Source organism: Paracoccus sp. (in: a-proteobacteria) (genome assembly GCF_046462195.1).
In the GTDB taxonomy this organism is placed as follows: Bacteria; Pseudomonadota; Alphaproteobacteria; order Rhodobacterales; family Rhodobacteraceae; genus Paracoccus.
The window spans coordinates 1-19,845 of record NZ_JBKGUN010000063.1; the positions used below are offsets into that span (position 1 = coordinate 1).

Genomic DNA, 19,845 nt, shown 5'->3' on the forward strand with positions numbered 1-19,845 from the left:
ACCCAGAAGCTGTGGATGACATCGGTCGAGGTGATGGCCACGTCAAAGGCCTGCCCTGCCGGAACATAAAGGATGCCCTGTGTCCGCACCGGCTCTCCGTCCGGACCAGGCTGGACGAAATGCCAAGTCCATTGCGATGCCGTTGCCCGCACCGTGACCGTGCTGTCGTCGCGGGCCAGCATCCGCTCGCCCACCCACAGCGCAGAGCCCAGCAGCACCGTCAGAACGGCCAGGGAGAAGCCGAGACCCCAGCCGACCACCCAGAACCGCTCCCGGCGCGGAGCCTCGGGCGGGCGCGGGCCACGGCGCAGCGCCAGCATCAGCATGACCATGACCATGCCCGTGATCAGCCCCGATCCGATCAGCATCGCCCACCACAGGCGCGCGATCTCGGTCGCGGCGGGTCCTGAAGGGGTCAGCGTGCTCAGCGGCCCCTCGCAGGCGGCCAACAGCGGAACCGTCAGCAAAGCCGCGGGCTTGTGTCTGCGAATGCGGAACAGAGGGAACCCCCGATGCGTCAGAAATATTCGTGGAAGCAGCGACGCCGTCTGAGCGATCCGATTGAAGAACACGTCGCCTTCGACAACACCGAATCCAAGATCGCCATTGCTGGTCATCCCCTGCATGCGATGATGGTTGCCTTTCCCATCGCGCTGGCCTTTTCCGTCTTTGGCGCCGATGCGATGTACTGGCTGACCGCGGACGAGTTCTGGCCGCGCGTGGCGCTGTGGGCCGCAGGCGTCGCCTTTGGCATCGGCGTCATTGCCGGCGTGACCGGAACCATCGAATTGCTGATGGTGCCCGGCATTCGCATCCGCTCCTCCTCCTGGACGCATTTCATCCTGGCCGTGATGCTGTTGTCGGTTTTGGGCCTGAACTGGGGCTATCGGCTGGACGACCCGGTGGGCAAGGTCCTGCCCTGGGGCGCCCTGATCTCGGCCCTGGCGGCGGGCATGACCGGCATCACGGGCTGGCACGGCGGCAAGCTGGTCTTCGATTACCGCATCGGAACGCATGACAAGACGGGCAGCTGACGGGACACCCCTTGTCATAGGTCATTCCTTGGCTTCAGCATGAATTCCGGCATCCACTCGGTCAGACCGGACAGGTCCGGCTTGGCCAGAACCAGCCACAGCACCCCCGCGATCAGCGGAATGACGATGAACAGGGCGATCAGCGGCGAGGGCAGGCGCTGGATGCTCCTTTCCTCGGCCGAAACGACGACAAGATGGCCGATCCAGGCGTGAACCAGCGCCATTCCCGACACAAGCGCCAGCTTGGCCACGAACCAAAGGTCGAACACATCGGCGGCAAAGATCAGGCCCGTGCCGGCCACGATGGCGATCACGGCAGCCGGCGTGGCAAAGGCGACATAGCCGTAATGAGTGATCAGCCGGAACTCGGCATAGCGGGCCTGCAGCTTTTCCGTGCCATGGTTGCTGCGCCATGCGCCCCCGTACAGGCTGAACAGCAGCGGCAACGCGACGAGCGCGGCGCACCAGCACAGCATCGAGGCAAGGTGGAGAAACTTGAGCGTCGCGATCATGTGGCAAATCCGCCCTGCCATGCGCGCCGCAGCATCAGCGCCGCCAGACCCGCCAGCGGCAGGAAGCCCGGCACCCACATGATCAGCCCCGCCAGCTGCTGGTCGGCCAGAACGGGCAGGCCCCACTGTGCGGCACCCTCGATGTGCTGGACATAAAGAATGCCCGGCGCAAAGGTCAGGACGGCGCCAATCAGGCCCATGATCCCGGCCAGACCCCCGATGAACAAAGCACGCCGAAGGGCGTCGGGGGCAGTGATGCCTGGCGCCAGCACCGAGGACCAGAAGATCCAGGCCGGCAGCAGCATCGCCGCCTGCATGGTCCAGTAGAGCGTGTCCGACCACCAGATCGCGTCATACACCGCCGGCACGTGCCATGCGATCATGGCCGCCGACAGGGCCGCCACCGAAAGGCTTGCAGGCATCCGGGGCAGCAAGGGCAATGCCAGCGCAAGGGCGGGCGCCGCCAGCGTCACCAGCAGCAGGTGATGGGCCGTCCGTGCCGAAAACAGTGCCACGGTCAGCGCGCACAGGGGGGACACGAAGGTGATGACCAGCACAAGCATTGCCACCGCCGCGGGGCCGCGTCCTTGGGCACCGCCGCGCCAGAACAGGAGCAACGCAAGCAGTGTCAGTCCGCCGATCAGGGACGGATCCAGGTTCCACGCCGACCAGATCTGGGCGGGCAAGGGCGCGGGGCCGCAATAGGGCATCGGCGCTTGATACATCTCGGCTATGTTTGTCCTGTCCTTGTCTGCCCCACGTCCATTCCTCGCGCGCCGCGCGAGGAGTCAAAGGGTAACCGTGTGTTTGCGCACAGGTTCCCTTGTCCATTCCATCTGACGCGGACCCATCTGGCGCACGCCTTTCCATTGCGGCCCGCATGACCCGAACCGCATGGCTGCAAGGAACCGCTCTCCCTGCCCTACGTTCCCTTGCCATGACCAGCCCTCGTGATCCAGCCCATCACGTCCACCCCGAGGATCGTGGCCCTGCCGTCTGGTCGCGGGCCCTTGGCTGGCTGGCACTGGCCGCATTGCTGCTGGCCCTGCCTTTTGTCGTGATCCTGGCGGGCGAACCGCCGCGTGCACGCGGTTTCCTGCATGACCTTTCGCTGGGGCTGGGCTTTGCCACGCTGTCGCTGGCCGGCATGCAGTTCGCGCTGACCGGCCGGCTGAAGCCGCTGCTGCATCCGTTCGGGGCCGACATCGTCGTGGTGTTCCACCGCTTCCTCAGCTGGGGGCTCGTGGCGCTGATGCTGGGGCATTTCGGCATCCTTTACATCTGGCACAAGGACGATCTGGGTGTCCTGAACCCGCTGAAGGCAGAACCGCACATGACGGCCGGTCGTGTCGCGATGACCTGCTTCGTGGCGCTGGTCGCCAGTTCCGAACTGCGCAAGCGCGTCGGGCTGGATTATCTGTGGTGGCGGCGGCTGCATGTGGCACTGGCGCTGACGGGGTTCGCTGCCGCAATCTGGCATGTGCTGGGCGCAGGCCACTTCACCGGGCAGGACGGCACACGGGGTCTGTGGCTGGCCGCAACGCTGACGTGGCTGGGGCTGATCCTGTGGACACGCCTGCTGCGTCCGTGGAGACTGGCGCGTAACCCGTGGCGCGTGATCGAGAACCGCGACGAGGGCGACGGCATCCATACGCTGGTCCTTCGCCCCGAGGGACGTCCCCTGCGCGGCTGGAGGCCGGGGCAGTTTGCCTGGCTGACGGTCGGAGCCTCTCCCTTCGCGCTGCGCGAGCATCCGTTCACGATCTCGACCGCACCCGACAAAGGCCCCGAGATCAGCTTTTCCATCAAGCCTCTGGGCGACGACAGCAAGCGCCTGTCATGCACCCCGGCGGGCGCGAGGGCCTATGTGGACGGTCCTTACGGTGTTTTCTCCATCGACCGCGAAGTGTCTGCCGGCGGCTTTGTCATGATCGCGGGCGGGGTGGGCGTCACGCCCATCATCGCCAATCTCCATGCCCTGCAAGAGCGGCGCGACCCCCGCCCCATCATCCTGCTTTATGCCAATGACAGTTGGGACGAGATCGCCTTTCGCGACCAGTTGGCGCGTCTTTCGCAGGATCTGGACCTGCGCGTGATCCATGTCATCAAGAATCCGCCCGAGGACGCCACCTGGCCGCCTGACGGGTTCGAGACGCGTGACAAGATGATCGACCGCGCCCTGCTGGAGGAGGTGCTGCCAGAGGAAAGCCGCAACTGGCCCCACATGCTGTGCGGCCCTGCCCCGATGCTGGACGCCGTCCGTCAGGCACTGATGGAGATGGGCGTCAGCCGCAGCCGCATCGACAGCGAAATCTTCGAGATGGTCTGAACACATGCGTCCGATCCTTGCCCGCCTTCTTGCCGCGCTGATGGTCTTGCTGGCCTTGGGGATGGCCGTGATCTTCTCCTTGCTGCTGCCGACCGTGTGACGACAAACGCGCCGGACCCGAGGGCCGGCGCGTTACCGCTTCGTGCTGCAGCGATGGTCAGCTGCAGCCGCTGGTGCTACCGCAGGTGTTGCACTTCATGCAGGTCCCGTTGCGGACCAGCGTGTAGTTGCCGCATTCACCGCAGGGATCGCCCTCGTAACCCTGCATCCGCGCCTTGGCCCGCGCGTCCAGACCCGCTGCCGTGGCGTTCTGGCCCTGCGGCATCGCCATCGCGATGGTCGTGGTCGATACGCTGCCCTGCAGGGCCATCAGCTCCTGCGGCATGCGCTTGCGCAGGTAACCGGCGCTGCTGATCTGCTTCAGCATGGTCAGCGACTTCAGCTCCGACTGTTCGGTCACGGGCATCGAGCTGCGGGTTTCGCGCTCGCCCCCGCCCAGATCGTCAAAACTGGGGCCTTCGGGCTTCACATGCGCCAGATCGGTGCGGTCAAGATAGCTGACGGCCAGTTCGCGGAATACGTAATCCAGGATCGAGGTCGCGTTCTTGATGCTGTCATTGCCCTGCACCATGCCGGCCGGTTCGAAACGGGTGAAGGTGAAGGCGTCCACGAATTCCTCCAGCGGCACACCGTATTGCAGGCCCACGGACACGGCGATGGCAAAGTTGTTCATCATCGCGCGGAAGCCCGCACCTTCCTTGTGCATGTCGATGAAGATCTCGCCCAAGCCGCCGTCGTCGTATTCGCCGGTCCGCAGATAAACCTTGTGCCCGCCGACGATGGCCTTCTGAGTATAGCCCTTGCGCCGCTGCGGCAGCTTTTCGCGGTTGGAGCGCACGATCTCCTTGACGATGATCCGCTCGACGATCTTTTCGGCAAGAACGGCGGCCTTTTCTTGATTGTTGCCGGTGGCCAGGATCTCCTCGGCCTCGTCGTCATCCTCGACCAGCGCCGACGCCAAGGGCTGCGACAGCTTGGAGCCGTCGCGGTACAGCGCATTGGCCTTGATCCCCAGGCTGTGGCTCAGTTCATAGGCGGCCAGCGCGTCGGCAATGGTCGCGGTGTTGGGCATGTTGATCGTCTTGCTGATCGCCCCCGAGATGAAGCTTTGTGCCGCCGCCATCATGAGGATGTGGCTGTCCACGGACAGATACCGCTTGCCGGTCTTGCCGCAGGCGTTGGCGCAGTCGAAGACCGGCAGATGCGTGGGGTCCAGATGCGGCGCGCCTTCCAGCGTCATGGTGCCGCAGACATGGTCGTTCGCGGCCTCGATCTGCGCGCGGGTGAAGCCCAGGTGGCGCAAAAGGTCAAAGGTCGGGTCGTTCAGCTTCTCGGCCGGGATGCCCAGCGTGCCGCGGCAGAAGTCCTCGCCCAGGGTCCACTGGTTGAAGACGAAGCGGATATCGAAGGCGCTGGCCAGCGTCTGCTCGACCTTCTCGATCTCGCGCACGCCAAAGCCGTGACCGGCCAGTGAGGCGTGGTTGATGGCCGGGCAATTGCCAAGGGTGGCATGACCGACGGCATGGCCGATGATCTCCTCGATCTGGGCGCCGGAATAGCCCAGCACCTCCAGCGCGGCGGGAACCGACTGGTTGATGATCTTGAAATAACCGCCGCCCGCCAGCTTCTTGAACTTGACCAGTGCAAAGTCCGGCTCGATCCCGGTCGTGTCGCAGTCCATGACAAGGCCGATCGTGCCCGTGGGCGCGATCACCGTGGTCTGCGCGTTGCGGAAGCCATGCGCCTCACCCAGGACCAATGCCTGATCCCAGGCCGCGCGGGCCAGCGCCACCAGGCTGCCATCCGTGCAGTTGGCGGCGTCCAGCGCGACCGGCGTCACGTTCACGCCCTCATAGATGTTCGACCCATGCGCGGCCGAACGGTGGTTGCGGATGACGCGCAGCATGTGCTCGCGGTTCTTCGCATAGCCCGGAAAGGCACCCAGCTCGCCCGCCATCTCGGCGCTGGTCGCGTAGGCGACACCTGTCATGATCGCGGTCAGGGCACCGCACAGCGCGCGCCCCTCGTCGCTGTCATAACCAAAGCCCATGTTCATCAGGAGGCCGCCGATATTAGCATAGCCCAGCCCCAGCGTGCGGAAGTCGTAGGAGCGCTGCGCGATTTCCTTTGACGGGAACTGCGCCATCAGCACGCTGATCTCCAGCGTGACGGTCCAAAGGCGCACGGCATGGACATAGGCATCGGCATCGAAGCGGCCGTCCTGCCAGAAGGTCAGCAGGTTCATCGAGGCCAGGTTGCAGGCCGTGTCGTCCAGGAACATGTATTCGCTGCACGGATTGCTGCCGCGGATCGGCCCGTCCTCGGGGCAGGTGTGCCAGGCGTTGACGGTGTCGTGAAACTGGATGCCGGGATCGGCGCAGGCCCAGGCGGCGTGACCGATCTGGTCCCACAGTTCGCGCGCGCTGACGGTCTTGGAGACCTTGCCGTCGGTGCGGCGCACCAGTTCCCACGGTTGGTCCTCGCGTACGGCACGCAGGAAGGCGTCGGTCACGCGGACCGAGTTGTTCGAGTTCTGGCCCGAAACGCTGACATAGGCTTCGCTGTCCCAGTCGGTGTCATAGGTCGGGAACTCGATGCTGTCGAAACCCTGCCGAGCATATTGAAGGACGCGGTTCACATAGGTTTCCGGGATCATCGCGCGCTTGGCGGCGCGGATCGCCGCCTTCAGCGCGTCATTGGTGGCGGGGTCGGTGGCGTCGGTGATGGCTCCGTCCCAGCCGCGGATCGCGGCAAAGATGTCGTTCAGCTTCTGCTCGTGCATCTTCGAGCCGGCGACGAGCGAGGCGACCTTCTGTTCCTCGATGACCTTCCAGTTGATGAAGGCTTCGATGTCAGGGTGATCCATGTCGCAGATCACCATCTTGGCCGCGCGCCGCGTGGTGCCGCCCGACTTGATCGCGCCGGCCGCACGGTCGCCGATCTTCAGAAACCCCATCAGGCCACTGGACTTGCCACCGCCCGACAGTTTTTCCCCTTCGCCGCGCAGGCTGGAAAAGTTGGTGCCGGTGCCGCTGCCATACTTGAACAAGCGCGCCTCGCGCACCCAAAGGTCCATGATGCCGCCCTCGTTCACCAGATCGTCGCTGACCGACTGAATGAAGCAGGCATGGGGCTGCGGATGCTCGTAGGCGCTGGTCGAGGCGGTCAGCTTGCCCGTCTTGTGGTCGACATGGAAATGCCCCTGCCCCGGGCCGTCGATGCCGTAGGCCCAGTGCAGGCCTGTGTTGAACCACTGCGGGCTGTTCGGTGCCGCCATCTGGCGGGCCAGCATGAAACGCATCTCGTCATAATAAGCACGGGCGTCGGCTTCGGTGGTGAAATAGCCGCCCTTCCAGCCCCAATAGGCCCAGGCGCCTGCAAGCCGGTCAAAGACCTGCCGCGCACTGGTTTCTGCGCCAAGGCGCTCATCCCCGGGCAGGAGGTCCAGCGCGGCTTCGTCCGGAACGCTGCGCCACAGGAAGGCCGGCACATCCCTTTCGCGCACGCGCTTGAGCCGGGCAGGAACGCCGGCCCGGCGAAAGTATTTCTGCGCGATCACGTCGCTGGCGACCTGGCTCCAACCCTGCGGCACCTCGACCTGGTCATTGTGGAAAACGACCGTGCCATCGGGGTTGCGGATTTCGCTGGTGGTGGTCGTGAACGCGACATCGCCATAGGCTCCGCCGGTTTCGGTCGTGAAACGCCGTTCGATCTTCATGACTGCCATCCTTGTCCTGTCGCCAGCCCGTCGCATCCGGCCATGACTTGACCCGCCCGTTCCCGTAGGGGAGCGGCAAGCCGCCCGGCAGGCTGATGTCTGAACCGAAAGATGCGAGGCTGCGCCATCCACATCTTGTATTGCGTGGGTAATAGGCCACAAGTTGGCGGGCAGTTTCCCGTCTTTCAACCGAATTATTTTTCTCGGCTGCCGTTGACACGGGCCTGACCAAGCCTCCTCGGATTCGCCCACAGGAAGGGGTGCCGGCCCACCTGATCCGCCCTGATGCAAGCGACTTTGCCTTGCCTGTCAGGCCTCTGCGGGTGCTGAAGAAAGGTATATCCACATCCCTTCCCCCGGTAATCCACAGCTTGCACACAGCCGATGCAGAAAGGTCACGCCCCGGCAGGTTTCAGCGCGATGGGATGATGCTGTCGCCGTCCGTCACGATCAGGTCCAGGGGCTGATCAAAGGGTTCTGCCGGAATGGACGGCAGTTCCTGACAGGCAAAGGCCAGTCCGATTGCGTGCACCGGCCCCGTTTCGCGCAGCAATTGCAGGGTCCGGTCGTAATAACCGCCACCATAACCCAACCGGTTGCCGGATCGGTCAAAGCCTGCCAGCGGCACGATCAGGACATCGGGGCGCAGCTCGGGCTCCGAATCGGCAGGGTGCATGGTTCCCCATGGGCCGGGCACCAGCGCCTCGCCCTGCCATCGGCGAAACAGGAGGGGCTGGGCACGCCCTGGCACCACCGGCAGGACCACCGGACCGGCATGCGCCGCCATGGCAGGGCGCGGGTCTGCCTCGTCCCGCATGGGCCAGTATCCGGCAAGTGTGGCGCCTGCGAACGGCGCAAGCGCCCTGCGCAGGCGGAGGTCCAGTGCAGCAGCGTCCCCGCCCCGGCTGCGGGCCGCCAGCGCCTGGGTGCGCAGCGCATCCTTGACGGCGCTCACAACAGCACCGCCGAGGCAAGGCCCAGAAAGGCCAGAAAGCCGATCACGTCCGTCATCATCGTCACGAATGTTCCCGATGCAAGGGCCGGGTCCGCACCCAGCTTGTTCAACGCAAGAGGGATCAGGATCCCGGCCAGCGCCGCCACCAGCAGGTTGATGATCATCGCAAGTCCGATCACCGCCGCCAGCCCGATGTCCCCGAACCAGACAAAGGTGATCGCGGCCATCACCACGCCGAAGAGAACGCCGTTGACCAGACCCACCACCACCTCCCGCCGCACGACGCGCAGGGCGTTGGCCCGCGACAGATCGCGCGTGGCAAGGCCGCGCACCGCCACCGTCAGCGTCTGCGTGCCGGCATTGCCCCCCATCGAGGCCACGATCGGCATCAGGACCGCCAGCGCGACCAGTTGGGCGATGGCGCCCTCGAAGAACGCGATGACCCCGGCGGCGGCCAGCGCCGTGACGATGTTGGTGGCCAGCCAGGGCACACGCTGGCGCACCGTCTGCATCACCGTGTCCGAGATGCTGGATTCGTCTCCCACGCCCGCAAGGCGCAGGATGTCTTCTTCATGCTCCTCGTCCAGCACCGACATGGCGTCGTCGATGGTGATGACGCCGACCAGCCGGTCGTCGCTGTCCACCACGGGGGCCGAGATCAGGTGATACTGATTGAAGACATAGGCCACATCGCCTTCCTCGGCATAAGCGCTGATCGTGCGGAAACTGTCCTCGCACAGGTCCCGCAGCCTCGCGTCCTGGCGCGATGCCAGCAACCGTCCCAGCGTGACATAGCCGACGGGATGGCGGCGCGGATCGACCAGGATCACGTGGTAGAACTGCTCGGGCAGCCAGTCCTCGGCGCGCAGGAAGGCGATCGTCTCGCCCACGGTCCAGTGCTCGGGGGCGGTCACGACCTCGGACTGCATCAGGCGGCCGGCGGAATAATCGGGATAGGTCAGCGACTGCTGCACCGCGGCCCGGTCGCCCGCATCAAGGGCCGCGAGAATGCGGGCCCGTTCGGGCTCGTCCATGTCCTCGACCAGGTCGACGACATCATCGCTGTCCATCTCGCGCACGGCTTCGGCCAGAACGGCACGGGGCAGCTGCTCGATCACCTCGTCGCGGATCGACTCGTCGATCTCGGACAGGATCTCGCCGTCGATCTCGCCCGAATAAAGCTGCAGGAACTGCCGCCTCTGGGCCGGCGTCAGACGCTCGATCACGTCGGCGATGTCGGCCGCGTGCATCGGCTCCAGCAGGGCGTTCAGCTGCGGCTGGTCGCCCTCGGCCACGGCCTCGTCGATGCGGGCCAGCAGTTCAAAACCGGGACCGAAGTCGTCCCCGTCCCGTTCGGGCAGGGTATCGGCGATGGCCGGGCTCTTGTCATCCAGCATGCGGGCCTCCTGCTTGTCTGGATCGGGCAAGGCGCTCATGCGCGGAGCAGTGCAAGGGCCGCCTCGTGCAGCGGACGCGAGGCGGCGGCGATGACCTGACCGCCATGGGCCGCCGGTCCGCCCTGCCAGTCGGTGACGATGCCGCCCGCGGCCTCGACCACGGCCAAGGGTCCGGCAATGTCATAAGGCTGCAGGCCGGCTTCGATCACCAGATCGATCTGGCCCAGGGCCAGCAGCGCATAGGCATAGCAATCCAGTCCGTAACGGGTCAGGCGCACACGATCGGCCACGCGCCGAAAAGCCGCAGCCTCCCCCGGTGTGCCGATTTCAGGAAAGGTGGTCAGCAGCGTCGCCTGTTCAAGCGCCACGTCGCGGCGCACGCCGAGGGATCTGCGACCCTGCGGGCCCATCATCTGCGACTGCCCCAAGCCCCCTTCGAACCGCTCGCCGGTATAGGGCTGGTCGATGAGGCCATAGCGGATCCCCTGCCCGTCCGACAGGCCGATCAGCACGCCCCAGCTGGCCGCACCGCAGAGAAACGCCCGTGTCCCGTCGATCGGGTCCAGGATCCAGGTCAGGCCGCTGGTGCCATCCGTGCTGCCGTATTCCTCGCCCAGGATGGCATCATCGGGCCGTTCTCGGGCCAGGATGGCGCGCATGGCACGTTCGGCGGCACGGTCGGCCTCGGTGACGGGATCGAAATCCGCAGGCCGCTTGTTGTCGGCCTGCAGGTCAGCCGTGCGGAACAGGGGCAGCGTCGCCGCGCGGGCGGCATCGGCCATCTGGTGTGCCGTACGGATGATATGATCGTTGTCATGCATCTGGGCCCCCTGCAGTTGCGTCGGGACGGTGTAACCCGTCACGGGCGCAGGGGCCAGTCGCCATGGAAGGGCTGTCGTCCGACGGTCACGCGGCGCAGGACGACAGATGTTTCATTCGCCTTCTGGCGGCTGGCGCGGTCAAGCCGCGTCGGAAAGAACCCGGGCCAGTTCAAAGATCTGGCGGCGCTGCGCCTCGGGCATGGCATAATAGGCGCGCACCAGTTGCAGCGCTTCCTTGTCGGCGAAGATATCGCCTTCCACCATGCCGGGGCGTTCACTGTCCTGCAGCCCTTCGAAGAAGAAGCTGACCGGGACATCGACGACATGCGCGATATCCCAAAGGCGCGAAGCCGAGACGCGGTTCATCCCCGTTTCGTACTTCTGGATCTGCTGGAACTTGATCCCGACCTTGTCGGCCAGTTGCTGCTGAGTCATTCCGATCATCCAGCGACGATGGCGGATACGCTTACCAACATGAACATCTACACTGTGCTTCATCGCTAACCTCACTCAATCTACGGAAGCAGTAACCCGAGACCCCACAATTATCGAGTGTCAACTTGGTTAACGGCCGCCATTCTGCCCAAAAAGACAGGTGCAGACGGCGGTACGAGCCCGCGATCATGTCGGGCGAGAAGTATTTTGGCGCGATTATGTCAAATTGGCGACACAACTGCAGGAGGACCCATGATTCGCGTTGCCCGTGTATTTGCCCTTGGAGAGGATCCCCGGATCGTCACGGAACCCGCACCCGACCCGGGACAAGGCCAGATCCTTGTCCGCATGCAGGCCGCAGCCCTCAATTTCGCGGATCTTCTAAAGGCCAAGGGTCAATACCAGGAGGCCGCCACCCCACCGTTCGTGCCGGGACTGGAGGGCGCGGGAACGGTTCTGGAGGCCCCTGCGGACAGCGGGCTGGTTGCCGGAACACGGGTCGTGGTGTCCCATCCGGGCACCATGGCCGAGCGGATCTGCGTCGCCCCCGCAGCCCTGCAGCCCATTCCCGACAGCATGAGCCTTGAACAGGCTGCCGGCTTCCAGGTGGCTTATGGGACAAGTCATCTGGCCCTGACAGGTCCCGGTGCGCTGCAACCGGATGAAACGTTGGTGGTGCTTGGCGCGGCCGGCGGAGTCGGCCTGACGGCGGTCGAGATCGGCCGCGCCCTGGGCGCACGGGTCATCGGCGTCGCCCGCGGCAGCGACCGTCTTCTCAGCGTCACACAAGCCGGCGCCCAGCACGTGATCGACAGCGCAACCTGTTTGGATCTCAGGTCGTCCTTGCGCGACCTTGGTGGCGCAGACGTGCTCTACGACCCCGTGGGTGCCGAGGCGGGCGAGGCCGCATTTCGCGCCCTGCGCCCGGGCGGGCGCCATCTCGTGATCGGTTTCGCCGGCGGTCGCCCTCCGGCCCTGCCCCTGAACCACGCGCTGGTCAAGAATATCGCCATCCATGGCTTCTACTGGGGTGGATACCGTTCGCTGGACTCCCGCGCCCTGCGCGCCAGCATGGATGCCCTGTTTGGCCTGTTCGAAGACGGGCGCCTGTCACCGACCGTGGGGCGTGTCCTGCCCCTTGAGCGACTGCCCAAAGGCTATGCCCTGCTGCGAGAGCGCAAAAGCATCGGCAAGGTGGTCATCACCCTGTGATTGCGCGGTTTTGACGCATCCTTGGCATTGAAAAATTCGGCCCATGAGGCGATATTCAGAGGGAACGGAGCGCTTGCTGCTCCGCTGGTCTTAGAGGGAGCATTCGATGGCAGATTACAACACGTACCGAACCGCGCAGAGCGTCGGCAGCCGCACGGCGGTCGTCGACGAGGGGCTGCGGGCCTACATGAACAAGGTGTACGGGCTAATGGCGGTCGGGATGGGTGTAACCGCCGTTGCCGCCTATGGCATCTCGACAGCGGCCGTGACGCCTGATGGTCAGCTGAGCGCCCTAGGTGCGGCGATCTACACCTCGCCCCTGCGCTGGGTCATCATGTTCGCGCCGCTGCTGATGGTGTTTGCCTTCGGCGCGGCCATCAACCGCCTGTCCGTCGGCGCTGCAACCGGCGTCTTTTATGCCTTTGCGGCCTTGATGGGCCTGTCGATCAGCTCGATCTTCCTAGTCTATACCGGCACCTCGATCGTCCAAACCTTTCTTGTGACGGCCATTGCGTTTGCGGGCCTGTCCCTGTGGGGCTATACCACCAAGAAGGACATCTCGGGCTGGGGCAGCTTCCTGATCATGGGCGTGATCGGCCTGATCGTGGCCTCGATCGTGAACATCTTCCTGCAGTCCTCGGGCATGCAGTTCGCGATCTCGATCCTCGGCGTGCTGATCTTTGCGGGTCTGACGGCCTATGACACACAGAATATCAAGAACACCTATCTGCAGATGGCCGGCTCGGACGCCGCTTCCATCGGCAAGTCGGCGATCATGGGTGCCCTGCGCCTGTATCTCGACTTCCTGAACCTGTTCATGTTCCTGCTGCAGTTCATGGGCAACCGCGAGTAACACGGGCTGACTCATCTACCTTGACATCAAGCCCCGCCAGCCGACCGCTGGCGGGGCTTTCTTCTGTCCGGGCGTACTGGCCGATCTGTTCCAAAGGCACCGGCCACTTGCGGCTGGCTGTGCCTCATCGACAAGCGCCGCCTCTTCCACCCTCATGCGATGGCACCGTCGCACGGATCTGAGGGCGTGGGTGTCAAGCTTGCTACAGGCTGCTGCTCTTGTTTTCTTTGAACCTGCAGTGCCTTGCCTTGCAATGATCAAGGTCTGGCGAATGTTTCGTCCTCGACTTGGCCCTGTCTGTGGCCAGCACGCCGACCGGGCACCCTTCGCATCATCCTGAAAGTGAGCCTTCTCCCTGCATCGGGTGATATCCGAGGACCGGCATTCTTTCATAAACGCGCTTTTTCCAATGCTCGTCCCACAGCCAACCGTAAGCATGCAGATCCTCCGGACAAAACCTTGGGTGACTTCCTTAGACGGCAATGGCTTTGCTCTTCGACGGACCGACGACACGAGCAGAAATCCGGACCTTTGGCGACACGCAATCCTGCCGCCTCCTTTCTTCAGACCGTGACAAACACCCGCCCCTTCCGGTGCCTCGAACCGAAGACGATGCCGATGTCCGAAAGCGCCACCCAGAGCGTAAGCCCGACCTCGTGGCCATGAGGCTGGCGGCTCGCAGCCATCGTGCTATGTGCTCGCATCTGCCTCCTTGTGCAGGAATATGATCGGTCAGGTGAGCTGAGCCCTTGCCCTGGCCTGCAGCAAAAGCCACTGTTCTGGCCATGCATGCACGTGCGATTTCAGCCCTGAGGTTGTTGCGCCTCTCGATCGTCCTGATCGGGCTGTTGCAGCTTGGTGCCTTTGCACCCGCGCCCAAGGACCTGCTCTCGCGCGACCATCAGGGCGCAGGGCAGACCCCCGCGCAGCTGTTATACGCGGCCCGTCCGGCACAGGTTGCGATATTGGCGGCCAAACTGACAGCCATCGGGCCCACTGAGCCGCCCTCGGCCGCTCCTCCCCCCATTCTCGCAGCCGAAGCAACTGCAGCGCGGATGCCGCTGCGTTCCCACTGGCAGCAGTATGCCGACCATTCCCGCAGCCTGCCCAGGCAACTGGTCCTGCACCAGCAGCGCGCCCGGGGGCCGCCGCTCGCCTAGCTGCTGACGGCCAGTGCGTCTTATCCCTTGGCCGGAGCCTTCACGACCCGTGAATGCCTCGACCCGCACGGAGCGGATGCCGTTGCCGACACCATCCTTTTGCCGCTGGCCTGCAGGTCCAAGGACCGGCCCCGGCGGCGTTGCCTGATCGGCCTTCGGTAATGCCCGGCATGGCGCAGGCGCGAATGCGAGCGTTCATCATGACGTCCCCAAAAATGAAACTGATCATCATGTCCATCCTGGCAGGCACCATGCTGGCCGGCGCGGTGGCCGCCGGCCTTGGTGGCTAGCCATGCAACAACCGAATGACGACACTGCTGAAAGACAACAGCGGTTCCGCTGTCCCGCCTGCGGCGAGGCGATGACCTATGGCCTGGCCCGCTGCGACAACTGCGACGAGGAGGCACCGGTCTACAACAGGCGCGGGTTCTGGATCGGCCTCTGGAGCTGCCTTGGCATCGCGGCGGTCGCGGCTATGATGCTGGTCCTCGGCTAGGACAGCCACCCTGCCATCGTAACGTGTTTCGGGGCCTTTCCGGTCCCGAAGCCCTCCAGCCCCTGCTTTCCGGCTCGACCACCCGATGTCACCAAGACCGGATCAACTGGCGGGGAATGAAAACCGGCAGGTCATGCGCGAAAATCCGAAGGCCGGATGCCGTGGCGGTTCAGCTTGTCATAAAAGGTCTTTCGCGGCAGACCCAGAAGCATCATCGCATCGCTTGCGTTTCCGCCCGTCTCGCGCAGCGCATCGCGGATCAGCTCGGCCTCGTAGGCCGCGACCAGTTCGGAAAGCGCGGGCCGGTCCGCAGGCGCGCCGCCCACTCCGCCTGCGCCAAGACCCAGAACATGGCTTTCCGCAAAGCCCTCCAGTTCGCGCAGGTTGCCGGGCCAGGCATGCGCCGAAAGCCGTGCCATGACCTGCTCGGTCAGGGGCGGGACGCTGCGGGACTGCCGGCCGGCGGCGGATTGGAGAAAATGGCGAAACAGGGCGGGGATATCCTCGCGCCGCATGGTCAGGGGTGGCACGTCCAGGAGGGCGCGCGACAGCCGGTAGTACAGACCTTCATGGAGTGCGGAGCCCGGTGCCGCCGCCGCATCCGCAGTCGCCAATATCTGCACATCCAGTGGCCGGGGCGCGGCAGCCCCGGCGGGCCAGTATTCCCCGGCCTCGACCAAGGCCAGAAGCCTGCCCTGCAGAGGCATTGGCAGGCAGTGCAGTCCTTCGAGGCACAGCACGCCGCGATGTGCTCTTTCCAGGAGCCCGGGCTTGCGGGGAAGACGCGAGCCCGGCGCAGCGTCCTGCCCTGTCAGAAGGGCATCAAAGCCGGCGATATCGGCCGCCCTGCAATCCAGCGTCACCATTGCGCGTGCGCGGCGGGAACCTTCACGATGAATGGCACGGGCCACCAAGGATTTGCCGACGCCGCCCGGTCCCCGGATCAGGGCGTCGCTTTCCGTCTCGGCCACGCGGTGCAGCATGTCCCGCAGATGGATCATCACCTCGCTGTCGCCCATCAGGGGCGGATGGTTCAGCGCCGTGTCGCGGTTCAACTGTCGCAGTTGCCGGTTTTCGAGCACCAGGGCGCGTGCCGCAAGCGCGCGCTTCAGAGACGCCACCAGACGGTCCGCGGCCACGGGCTTTGTCAGAAAGTCGTAAGCTCCGTCCTGCAAGGCCGTGACCGCCATCTGCACGTCGCCATGCCCGGTCAGCAGGATCACCGGCAGGTCCGGGTCCATCGCGTGCAAACGCTTGAACAGCTGGATGCCGTCCATTCCGGGCATCCGCACATCGGTCAGGACGATACCGGGATAATCGGCGTCCATGCCTGTCAGGGCTGCCTCGGCGGCGGAAAAATCCTCGACCCCGATCCCCGCGATGGTCAGGGTCTGGCGCTGCGCCGCGCGCAGGTCATCGTCGTCATCGACCAGCCGGACACGCAACAGCGCGGTCATGTCGCCCTCGGCAGGGTCAGGCGGAACGCAGCGCCCTGGTCCGGAGCAGACGGCAGTGCGACCAGTTCCCCTCCAAAGTCGCGCGCGATATCGCGGGAAATGACAAGACCCAGGCCCAGCCCATGCGGCTTGTCGGTGGCAAAGGGAGTGAACAGTTGCGCAGCCATCCCGGATGACAGGCCCGGGCCGTTGTCGCTGATCGTCAGCTGGATCTCCTCCGCACCGGCATCAACCTCGATCCGGATGCGCGGGTCAGCCGAGCCCTCTTGCGCATCATGGGCATTGGTCAACAGGTTGACCAGGATCTGCTCGAGCCGCACAGCCTCGGCGCGCACGCAAAGGTCGCCCGGCAGGTCAGGCAGGTCGAATGCCATGGCGCTGGTCTTGCGGCGGCTGGCGGTCAGCATCATCGAGACGTCGATCGCATCCTTGAGCGGCACGGCCTGCAGGGTTCCGGTAGCCTTGCGGGAAAAGCTGCGCAGCTCGCGCGTGATCTGGCCGATGCGGTCGGTCATGCCCACGATGCGGCCCAAGTTGTCGCGCACCATGTCCGGTCCGTCTCGCAAAAGAAGAAGGCCGTTTTCGGCCAGCAGACGGATCGTCGCCAAGGGCTGGTTCACCTCATGGGCAAAGCCTGCCGTCACCTGACCCAGCGTGGCCAGCTTGTTGGCCTGCACCAGGTCCGATTGCAATTGGACCAGCCGTTGTTCGGCCGCCCGACGCTCCCTCATCTCATCGGACAGGGCGCGGGTGCGGGTCTCGACGGCCTGTTCCAGATCGGCGCGATAGGCAGCCTCGGCCCGGACGCGGCGCGCCGCAGCCGCGCACTGACCAGTGCAATCCCCACCCCCAGCAGCAGCGTCGCCAGAAGCGCGGTGCCCGCTGCCAGAACAGCCACCCGCTGTGCTCCGGCCGCCGAGCTGCGCACCATCAACGTCCAGTCCGTCCGCCGCACCGGCGCCTCGGCACTGCGCGTGGTTCCGGCAGGCGGCAGGGGCTGGAACCGCAGGTCAGATCGGCTGGAGATGATGACCCGCCCCTGCCCGTCCACGACATGCGTACCGTCCGGATCGCGCGCCCAAGCCGCTTCAAGGGCATCGAACTCGACCTTCACGACAATGACACCCAGAACCCGCCCCCCTTCCCGGACGTCATGTGCCAGATAAAGGCCCGGACGACCGCTGACCGTGCCTAGCGCATATTCCTGCCCGGTTCCCTGCTCCAGCGCCTGACGAAAATAGTCGCGGAAGCCATAGTCATAGCCCACGAAACTGAACGGCTGGTCCCAGTTCGAGGCCGCGATGGCCCGCCCCGACAGGTCCAGCAGATAGATGACGTTGCTTTGCGTTTCGTCCCGCAGCAGGTCCAGCTTGGCGGAGACCGCATCATCGGCAACGGCGTCGCCGCCCTGCAGCGCGTCGATCACCTGCTGATCGACCGCCAGCACCGCGGCCACCGCACGCTGCTGGTCCAGAAGACTGTCCAACGCCAGCGCCCGGGTTTGCGCGGCAACGGCGGCCGCATCGTCCAGCCGTGCCAAGGCCGCATCCCGTGTCAACCGATACGAGGCAAAAGGGATCATCAGCGCCGCGACCAGCAAAGCAAGGACCGCCACCCAGCGAAATGGCTGTCTCGAATCATCCGCCGCCGTGACCGCTGCCACGTTTGCCATCCGTCTGACGCCTCTGCCTGAACCTGTTTCGTTTTCCACATTAGCACCATCCGCTTGTGCGGAAAACCACACATGAAGCAGGCGACTCCAGCAGGGGAAAGCCATGAAATCAATGCATTGCAGCCATGCATTTCGCTTCTCGGCATTCGCGGCGTCCTGCCTATGCTGATCGTCACAGGATCGACACATGCAGGTCGGAGGAGACCAGATGCAGTTCAACACCGCCGCGCAGGCCCATGCGCCCGCTCCCAAACCCTTTTACGCCCATCTTTATGTGCAGGTCATTTTCGCCATCGTTCTTGGCGCCATGATCGGCCATTTCTACCCCCAGACCGGCGAAGCGCTGAAGCCGCTTGGCGACGCATTCATCAAGCTGGTCAAGATGATCATCGCCCCGGTCATCTTCCTGACCATCGTGACCGGTCTTGCCGGCATGGGCACGCTGCGCGGCGTCGGCTCGGTCGTCGGCAAGGCCTTTGCCTATTTCCTGACCTTCTCGACCCTGGCCCTGATCGTGGGCCTGATCGTGGCCAACGTGATTCAGCCCGGCCGCGGGATGAACATCGACCCCGCCACGCTGGATGCTAGCACCATCAGCACCTATGCCGAAAAGGCGCATGAAACCTCGCTGACCGGGTTCCTCATGGACGTCATCCCGACGACGCTGGTTTCGGCCTTTGTCGAAGGCAACATCCTGCAGGTCCTGTTCGTCGCCATCCTGTTCGGCATCGGCATGATCATGATCGGCGACAAGGCACGCCCCGTGCTGAACGTCCTGGAGTCGGCCAGCTTTGCCATCTTCCGCGTCGTCGATATCCTGATGAAGGCCGCTCCCATCGGCGCCTTTGGCGCCTTTGCCTTCACCATCGGCAAGTACGGCATCGGATCGGTCGTGAACCTGGCAGCCCTGGTCGGCACGTTCTACCTGACCTCCGCAGTTTTCGTGATCGTGGTCCTGGGCACCGTCTGCATGGTCAACGGCTTCTCGATCTTCAAGCTGATCTCGTATCTCAAGGCCGAGATCCTGCTGGTTCTGGGCACCTCTTCCTCGGAATCCGCCCTGCCTTCGCTGATGGAAAAGATGGAAAAGGCCGGCTGCGCCCGCCCCGTGGTGGGTCTGGTCGTGCCGACGGGCTATTCCTTCAACCTGGACGGCACCAACATCTACATGACACTGGCCGCCCTGTTCATCGCCCAGGCTACCAACACGGACCTGTCGCTGCAACAGCAGGTCCTGCTGCTGCTGGTTGCCATGCTGTCGTCCAAAGGTGCCGCGGGCGTCACCGGCGCCGGTTTCATCACGCTGGCGGCCACCCTGTCGGTGGTGCCGACAGTTCCGGTTGCCGGCATGGCGCTGATCCTGGGCGTCGACCGCTTCATGTCGGAATGCCGCTCGGTCACGAACTTCATCGGCAATGCCGTGGCAACCGTGGTGGTCAGCCGCTGGCAGGGCGCGCTGGACCGCGACCAGTTCAATGCCGCGCTGGAGGGCCGTCCCGTCGGCAGCGCCGCGCCTGTGGGGGATCTGTCTCTCGCTCCCGCCGGCCTGCATCTAGGTGAACGCAGCGCCGACTGAAGACAGCGACCGCAACGAGTAAAGGCGCCGGCACAACCGGCGCCTTTGGCATGCGCGCTCTCCTTTCGTCAGGCAATGCATCCGTTGCTGCCGCGACCGTTCCCGCAAAAGATGCCGTCACGGCCATTGCACCGGTCGCTGAACCACCATCACCGAAG

The 19,845-nt window shown here is 64.8% G+C and carries 18 protein-coding genes; 7 read left to right on the forward strand and 11 right to left on the reverse strand.

Annotation, left to right across the window (positions count from 1 at the left end):
* Positions 1–467: cytochrome B (locus tag ACLHHB_RS04230; protein WP_410217039.1), on the reverse strand; the 467-nt coding region annotated here is incomplete at its 3' end.
* A 45-nt stretch (positions 468–512) separates the two neighbouring features.
* Between ACLHHB_RS04230 and ACLHHB_RS04235 the strand changes: the two genes are divergently transcribed.
* The gene (locus tag ACLHHB_RS04235) at positions 513–1,034 is read left to right on the forward strand and encodes a DUF2231 domain-containing protein (protein ID WP_410217040.1); all 522 of its coding nucleotides are present in this window, start codon (positions 513–515) and stop codon (positions 1,032–1,034) included.
* A gap of 14 nt (positions 1,035–1,048) precedes the next feature.
* Here the strand turns inward: ACLHHB_RS04235 and ACLHHB_RS04240 are convergent, their stop codons facing one another.
* Positions 1,049–1,546 carry a CopD family protein gene (locus tag ACLHHB_RS04240; protein WP_410217041.1) on the reverse strand — a complete coding sequence of 166 codons (498 nt, stop codon included), beginning with the start codon at positions 1,544–1,546 and terminating at the stop codon, positions 1,049–1,051.
* Positions 1,543–2,271, reverse strand: a complete 729-nt coding sequence (locus tag ACLHHB_RS04245) for a cytochrome c oxidase assembly protein (protein WP_410217042.1) — start codon at positions 2,269–2,271, stop codon at positions 1,543–1,545. Before ACLHHB_RS04245 ends, ACLHHB_RS04240 begins: the two co-directional genes overlap by 4 nt.
* Before the next feature lie 155 nt (positions 2,272–2,426).
* Here ACLHHB_RS04245 and ACLHHB_RS04250 point away from each other — a divergent pair, with 155 nt between their 5' ends.
* On the forward strand, positions 2,427–3,875 hold the full coding sequence (locus ACLHHB_RS04250) for a ferric reductase-like transmembrane domain-containing protein (protein WP_410217043.1): 1,449 nt from the start codon (positions 2,427–2,429) through the stop codon (positions 3,873–3,875).
* A 157-nt stretch (positions 3,876–4,032) separates the two neighbouring features.
* Here ACLHHB_RS04250 and ACLHHB_RS04255 read toward each other — a convergent pair whose 3' ends face one another.
* The 5 genes from ACLHHB_RS04255 to ACLHHB_RS04275 all read right to left on the reverse strand — a co-directional run bounded on the left by ACLHHB_RS04255 (position 4,033) and on the right by ACLHHB_RS04275 (position 11,324).
* Positions 4,033–7,653, reverse strand: coding sequence for a vitamin B12-dependent ribonucleotide reductase (locus ACLHHB_RS04255; protein WP_410217044.1), 3,621 nt, complete (start codon positions 7,651–7,653; stop codon positions 4,033–4,035).
* Positions 7,654–8,065: 412 nt separating this feature from the next.
* On the reverse strand, positions 8,066–8,608 hold the full coding sequence (locus ACLHHB_RS04260) for a 5-formyltetrahydrofolate cyclo-ligase (protein ID WP_410217045.1): 543 nt from the start codon (positions 8,606–8,608) through the stop codon (positions 8,066–8,068).
* A complete protein-coding gene (mgtE, locus tag ACLHHB_RS04265) occupies positions 8,605–10,005 on the reverse strand; it encodes a magnesium transporter (RefSeq protein WP_410217046.1) in 1,401 nt (466 codons plus the stop codon). Before mgtE ends, ACLHHB_RS04260 begins: the two co-directional genes overlap by 4 nt.
* Positions 10,006–10,040: 35 nt before the next feature.
* Entirely contained in the window at positions 10,041–10,826 is a 786-nt protein-coding gene (locus tag ACLHHB_RS04270; protein WP_410217047.1) for an inositol monophosphatase family protein, read from the reverse strand.
* A 138-nt stretch (positions 10,827–10,964) separates the two neighbouring features.
* Positions 10,965–11,324 carry a helix-turn-helix domain-containing protein gene (locus ACLHHB_RS04275; RefSeq protein WP_410217048.1) on the reverse strand — a complete coding sequence of 120 codons (360 nt, stop codon included), beginning with the start codon at positions 11,322–11,324 and terminating at the stop codon, positions 10,965–10,967.
* Positions 11,325–11,513: 189 nt separating this feature from the next.
* On the opposite strand from ACLHHB_RS04275, the gene ACLHHB_RS04280 reads away from it, so the two are divergent.
* The 4 genes from ACLHHB_RS04280 to ACLHHB_RS04295 all read left to right on the forward strand — a co-directional run bounded on the left by ACLHHB_RS04280 (position 11,514) and on the right by ACLHHB_RS04295 (position 14,982).
* On the forward strand, positions 11,514–12,473 hold the full coding sequence (locus ACLHHB_RS04280; RefSeq protein ID WP_410217049.1) for an NADPH:quinone oxidoreductase family protein: 960 nt from the start codon (positions 11,514–11,516) through the stop codon (positions 12,471–12,473).
* A 106-nt stretch (positions 12,474–12,579) separates the two neighbouring features.
* On the forward strand, positions 12,580–13,326 hold the full coding sequence (locus tag ACLHHB_RS04285; protein WP_410217050.1) for a Bax inhibitor-1/YccA family protein: 747 nt from the start codon (positions 12,580–12,582) through the stop codon (positions 13,324–13,326).
* A 785-nt stretch (positions 13,327–14,111) separates the two neighbouring features.
* A complete protein-coding gene (locus ACLHHB_RS04290; protein ID WP_410217051.1) occupies positions 14,112–14,486 on the forward strand; it encodes a hypothetical protein in 375 nt (124 codons plus the stop codon).
* A gap of 292 nt (positions 14,487–14,778) precedes the next feature.
* On the forward strand, positions 14,779–14,982 hold the full coding sequence (locus tag ACLHHB_RS04295; protein WP_410217052.1) for a hypothetical protein: 204 nt from the start codon (positions 14,779–14,781) through the stop codon (positions 14,980–14,982).
* 131 nt (positions 14,983–15,113) lie between these two features.
* Here ACLHHB_RS04295 and ACLHHB_RS04300 read toward each other — a convergent pair whose 3' ends face one another.
* From ACLHHB_RS04300 to ACLHHB_RS04310, 3 genes are read right to left on the reverse strand one after another with little or no spacing between them, the layout of a single operon-like run.
* Positions 15,114–16,439: a sigma-54-dependent transcriptional regulator gene (locus tag ACLHHB_RS04300; protein WP_410217053.1), complete on the reverse strand. Its 1,326-nt coding sequence runs from the start codon at positions 16,437–16,439 to the stop codon at positions 15,114–15,116.
* A complete protein-coding gene (locus ACLHHB_RS04305) occupies positions 16,436–17,170 on the reverse strand; it encodes a sensor histidine kinase (protein WP_410217054.1) in 735 nt (244 codons plus the stop codon). Before ACLHHB_RS04305 ends, ACLHHB_RS04300 begins: the two co-directional genes overlap by 4 nt.
* Positions 17,167–18,111 carry a cache domain-containing protein gene (locus ACLHHB_RS04310; RefSeq protein WP_410217055.1) on the reverse strand — a complete coding sequence of 315 codons (945 nt, stop codon included), beginning with the start codon at positions 18,109–18,111 and terminating at the stop codon, positions 17,167–17,169. The genes ACLHHB_RS04305 and ACLHHB_RS04310 overlap by 4 nt, the downstream gene beginning before the upstream one ends.
* 187 nt (positions 18,112–18,298) lie before the next feature.
* Here ACLHHB_RS04310 and ACLHHB_RS04315 point away from each other — a divergent pair, with 187 nt between their 5' ends.
* Positions 18,299–19,687 (forward strand): dicarboxylate/amino acid:cation symporter, encoded by a 1,389-nt coding sequence (locus ACLHHB_RS04315; RefSeq protein WP_410217056.1) that lies wholly within the window; start codon positions 18,299–18,301, stop codon positions 19,685–19,687.
* The last annotated feature ends 158 nt before the right edge of the window (positions 19,688–19,845 follow it).

What these genes read in the sequence shown, in the direction of transcription:
- ACLHHB_RS04240 (WP_410217041.1), bottom strand. Translation starts at nt 1,546, where the DNA reads ATGATCGCGACGCTCAAGTTTCTCCACCTTGCCTCGATGCTGTGCTGG.
- ACLHHB_RS04300 (WP_410217053.1), bottom strand. Translation starts at nt 16,439, where the DNA reads ATGACCGCGCTGTTGCGTGTCCGGCTGGTCGATGACGACGATGACCTG.
- ACLHHB_RS04275 (WP_410217048.1), bottom strand. Translation starts at nt 11,324, where the DNA reads ATGAAGCACAGTGTAGATGTTCATGTTGGTAAGCGTATCCGCCATCGT.
- ACLHHB_RS04255 (WP_410217044.1), bottom strand. Translation starts at nt 7,653, where the DNA reads ATGAAGATCGAACGGCGTTTCACGACCGAAACCGGCGGAGCCTATGGC.
- ACLHHB_RS04310 (WP_410217055.1), bottom strand. Translation starts at nt 18,111, where the DNA reads ATGGCAAACGTGGCAGCGGTCACGGCGGCGGATGATTCGAGACAGCCA.
- ACLHHB_RS04245 (WP_410217042.1), bottom strand. Translation starts at nt 2,271, where the DNA reads ATGTATCAAGCGCCGATGCCCTATTGCGGCCCCGCGCCCTTGCCCGCC.
- ACLHHB_RS04250 (WP_410217043.1), top strand. Translation starts at nt 2,427, where the DNA reads ATGACCCGAACCGCATGGCTGCAAGGAACCGCTCTCCCTGCCCTACGT.
- ACLHHB_RS04270 (WP_410217047.1), bottom strand. Translation starts at nt 10,826, where the DNA reads ATGCATGACAACGATCATATCATCCGTACGGCACACCAGATGGCCGAT.
- ACLHHB_RS04290 (WP_410217051.1), top strand. Translation starts at nt 14,112, where the DNA reads ATGCATGCACGTGCGATTTCAGCCCTGAGGTTGTTGCGCCTCTCGATC.
- ACLHHB_RS04305 (WP_410217054.1), bottom strand. Translation starts at nt 17,170, where the DNA reads ATGAGGGAGCGTCGGGCGGCCGAACAACGGCTGGTCCAATTGCAATCG.
- ACLHHB_RS04315 (WP_410217056.1), top strand. Translation starts at nt 18,299, where the DNA reads ATGCAGGTCGGAGGAGACCAGATGCAGTTCAACACCGCCGCGCAGGCC.
- mgtE (WP_410217046.1), bottom strand. Translation starts at nt 10,005, where the DNA reads ATGCTGGATGACAAGAGCCCGGCCATCGCCGATACCCTGCCCGAACGG.
- ACLHHB_RS04285 (WP_410217050.1), top strand. Translation starts at nt 12,580, where the DNA reads ATGGCAGATTACAACACGTACCGAACCGCGCAGAGCGTCGGCAGCCGC.
- ACLHHB_RS04280 (WP_410217049.1), top strand. Translation starts at nt 11,514, where the DNA reads ATGATTCGCGTTGCCCGTGTATTTGCCCTTGGAGAGGATCCCCGGATC.
- ACLHHB_RS04235 (WP_410217040.1), top strand. Translation starts at nt 513, where the DNA reads ATGCGTCAGAAATATTCGTGGAAGCAGCGACGCCGTCTGAGCGATCCG.
- ACLHHB_RS04295 (WP_410217052.1), top strand. Translation starts at nt 14,779, where the DNA reads ATGCAACAACCGAATGACGACACTGCTGAAAGACAACAGCGGTTCCGC.